At 70.1% G+C, this 3,279-nt stretch carries 4 protein-coding genes; 1 reads left to right on the top strand and 3 read right to left on the bottom strand.

Going from position 1 to position 3,279, the window contains the following annotated elements; translation table 11 throughout:
• The 3 genes from G3N62_RS34950 to G3N62_RS34940 all read right to left on the bottom strand — a co-directional run.
• The coding region (locus G3N62_RS34950; protein WP_346778216.1) for a PhaM family polyhydroxyalkanoate granule multifunctional regulatory protein at positions 1 to 400 on the bottom strand (400 nt) is incomplete at its 3' end.
• An 81-nt stretch (positions 401 to 481) separates the two neighbouring features.
• Positions 482 to 1,309 carry an enoyl-CoA hydratase/isomerase family protein gene (locus G3N62_RS34945; RefSeq protein ID WP_034189178.1) on the bottom strand — a complete coding sequence of 276 codons (828 nt, stop codon included), beginning with the start codon at positions 1,307 to 1,309 and terminating at the stop codon, positions 482 to 484.
• A 109-nt stretch (positions 1,310 to 1,418) separates the two neighbouring features.
• On the bottom strand, positions 1,419 to 2,411 hold the full coding sequence (locus tag G3N62_RS34940; protein ID WP_034189177.1) for a fumarylacetoacetate hydrolase family protein: 993 nt from the start codon (positions 2,409 to 2,411) through the stop codon (positions 1,419 to 1,421).
• Between the two features lie 130 nt (positions 2,412 to 2,541).
• Here G3N62_RS34940 and G3N62_RS34935 point away from each other — a divergent pair.
• On the top strand, positions 2,542 to 3,279 hold a 738-nt coding region (locus tag G3N62_RS34935), incomplete at its 3' end, for an IclR family transcriptional regulator (protein ID WP_206141515.1).

Raw genomic sequence — 3,279 nt, 5'->3', positions numbered from 1 at the left:
CGGCCTTCGCCGCCTGCGCGGCGGCAACGGCCGCGTCCTCGGCCGCCGCCATCGAGCTTTGCGCGAACGCGCCGAACGCACGCAGCGTCGCGAGCGTCGCACGCTGCACCTCGAGCGCCTGGATCGCGGACTGCAGCATCCCGAGGTTGAGCTTCAGCCACTGCTCGACCGCGCGCAGATCGGTGATCCGCTTGTCGAGTTCCTCGACGCTCGTGAGCGGCGCCATCATGTCGGACATGCTCGACAGCGACGGCGGCAGCCCTGTCGCCGCGCCGGGAAACGGCGCCATGCCGCCGAACGGCGACATCCGCATCATGTCCCACATGCGGTCCATCATGTCGGCGGGCTTGAAGCCGGCAAAGCCGGCGAAAGGGTTGGCGTCGGAGGCATCGGTCGTCATACGGGCATCCTGTTTGACTGGGGAAGCGAGGCGGCCGCCATGCGTCGCGCGGCCGCGCGTGAATCGATCATAGCGCGCGCGTCAGAACGGCGCGTCGCCGGGGAACGCGGGCGGGCGCCGCTCGCGCAGCGAGCGGATGCCCTCCTGCACGTCGGGCCCCGAGAAGCCCATGAACTCGAGCGCGAGCGACGTATCGAAGGTCGGCCCGGCCGAGCGCAGCCAGTTGTTCAGCGCGTACTTGGTCCAGCGGATCGCCGACTGCGAACCCTGCGCGAGCCGCTCGGCCACTTCGTACGCCTTCGGCAGCAGGTCGGCCGGCTCGACCGCGAGCGAGACCAGCCCGATCCGCTCGGCCTCCGCGCCGCTCACGGGCTCGCACAGCAGCAGGTAGTACTTCGCCTTCGCCATCCCGCACAGCAGCGGCCACACGATCGCCGCGTGGTCGCCGGCCGCGACGCCGAGCCGCGTATGGCCGTCGATGATGCGCGCATCCCGCGCGGCGATCGAGATGTCGGCGAGCAGCCCGGCGACGAGCCCCGCGCCGACGGCCGGGCCATGCATCGCCGACACGATCGGCTTGCTGCAGTTGATCACGTTGTAGACGAGGTCGCGCGCCTCGCGCCACACGCGGGCGCGCACGTCGAAGTCGTTGGCCATGTCCTCGACGAGCGCGAGATCGCCGCCCGCCGAAAAGCCCTTGCCTTCGCCGCGGATCACCGCGACGCGCGTGTCGGGATCGCGGTCGACGTCGCGCCAGATGTCGGCGAGCTCGCGATGCATGCGCGCGTTCGCGGTCGCGAGGCCGCTGCGGTTCGCCCCCTCGCCGCTCATCACGATGTCGAGCACGCCGTGGTCGCGGCGCGTCACCTTCAGTGCTTCGTAACCGCCGTACGCGGCGAGATCGGCCATGTGCCGCTCCTTGTTCGACGCTCTTGAATCGAGTGTAGCCAAGCCCGCGCGGGCAAACATCGGGCGAAACCCGGCGCGCGGACCGGGGCCGGGTGTCGCGGTACGCGGCTTACGCCGCGCCGTCGGGCGGAGCGACCGACTGCTCGATCGCGCCGAAGATCGACTTGCCGGCCGTGTCGAACATCTCGATGCGCACGGTGTCGCCGTAGCGCATGAATTCGGTCTGCGGCGCGCCGTGCTCGATCGTCTCCAGGCAGCGCTTCTCGGCGATGCAGCAGTAGCCGCGCTTCGCGTCCTTGTTCGACACCGTGCCCGAGCCGACGATCGAGCCGGCACGCAGGTTGCGCGTCTTCGCCGCGTGCGCGATCAACTGGCCGAAGTGGAACACCATGTCGGTGCCCGCATCGGGCTGGCCGACCTTCCTGCCGTTCCAGTGGACGATCATCGGCCGGTGCACGCGGCCTTCGCGCCATTCGTCGCCGAGCTCGTCGGGCGTCACGGCGACCGGCGCGAACGCGGTGGCCGGCTTGCTCTGGAAGAAGCCGAAACCCTTCGCGAGCTCGGCCGGAATCAGGTTGCGCAGCGACACGTCGTTCACGAGCGTGACGAGCCGCACGGCCTTCAACGCGGCGTCGGGCGATGCGCTCATCGGCACGTCGCCGGTGATCACCGCGACTTCCGCCTCGAAATCGATGCCCCATTCCTCCGACGGGCACACGACGTCGTCGCGCGGGCCCAGGAAATCGTCGCTGCCCCCCTGGTACATCAGCGGATCGGTCCAGAATTCGGGCGGCATCTCCGCGCCGCGCGCGCGGCGCACGAGCTCGACGTGGTTCACGTAGGCGGAGCCGTCGGCCCACTGGAACGCGCGCGGCAGCGGCGCCATGCAGTTGGCCGGATCGAACGCGAATGCATGGCGCGCGCGGCCGTGGTTCAGCGCGTCGTACAGGTCGCGCAGCTGCGGCGCGTAGAACGCCCAGTCGTCGAGGACGCGCTGCAGCGTCGGCGCGATCGTGTCGGCGATCGCCGCGGTGTGCAGGTCGCGCGACACGACGATCAGCTGGCCGTCGCGCGTGCCGTCCTTCAGCGAAGCAAGTTTCATAAGGGGGACTCTGCCGTTGTAGTGACGATGGAGGGAATCTATTTTACGATGGTGAATCCATGCGGCGCGCGACGATCGCGCCTGCCGTTTCCGCCCCGATTCCTGCCGCATTTTCGCGCCCCCGTTGCCCATGCCCGCCAGCCCGCTTCCCGACGACGATCTCGCCGACTCCGACACCGATGACGCCGCTTCCGGCGAGCACGGCGAGAAAGTCCGTTCCGGCATCCAGTCGATCGAGGTCGGCTTCCGCCTGCTCGACGTGCTGACGAGCGAGCCGCGCGCGATGATGCTGCGCGATCTCGCGCAGCGCGCGGGCATGAGTCCCGCGAAGGCGCACCGCTACCTCGTCAGCTTCTCGCGGCTCGGCGTCGTGTCGCAGGACCCGGTGTCCGGCCGCTACGAGCTGGCCGGTTTCGCGCTGCAGATGGGGCTCGCGCGGCTCGCGCGCGTCGACGGCGTGAAGCTCGCGCGGATCGCGCTGACCGAATTCCGCGACCGCCTCGACCAGACGGTCGGTATCGCGGTGTGGGGCAACCAGGGGCCGACGATCGTGCACTGGATGGAATCGAGCCATCCGGCGAAGGCGTCGCTGAAGCTCGGCGACGTGATGCCGCTGCTCGGCTCGGCGACGGGCCTGCTGTTCGCCGCGTACCTGCCGCGCGGCAAGACCGCCGCGATGCTCGAGCGCGAACTCGCCGATACGCGCCGCTCGCCGCACCACGGCGGCCCGCGCACGCTCGACGAGGTCGACGCGGTGCTCGCCGACGTGCGCCGGCACGAAGCCGCGCGCGTCGAAGGGATGCTGCTGCCGACGATCCACGCGTTCTGCATGCCGGTATTCGATGCGGTCGGCGAACTCGCGCTCGCG

The sequence above is a fragment of the Burkholderia sp. Tr-20355 genome (assembly GCF_017104685.1).
GTDB lineage: Bacteria > Pseudomonadota > Gammaproteobacteria > Burkholderiales > Burkholderiaceae > Burkholderia > Burkholderia seminalis.
This window is presented reverse-complemented; position numbering and strand designations above follow the sequence as displayed.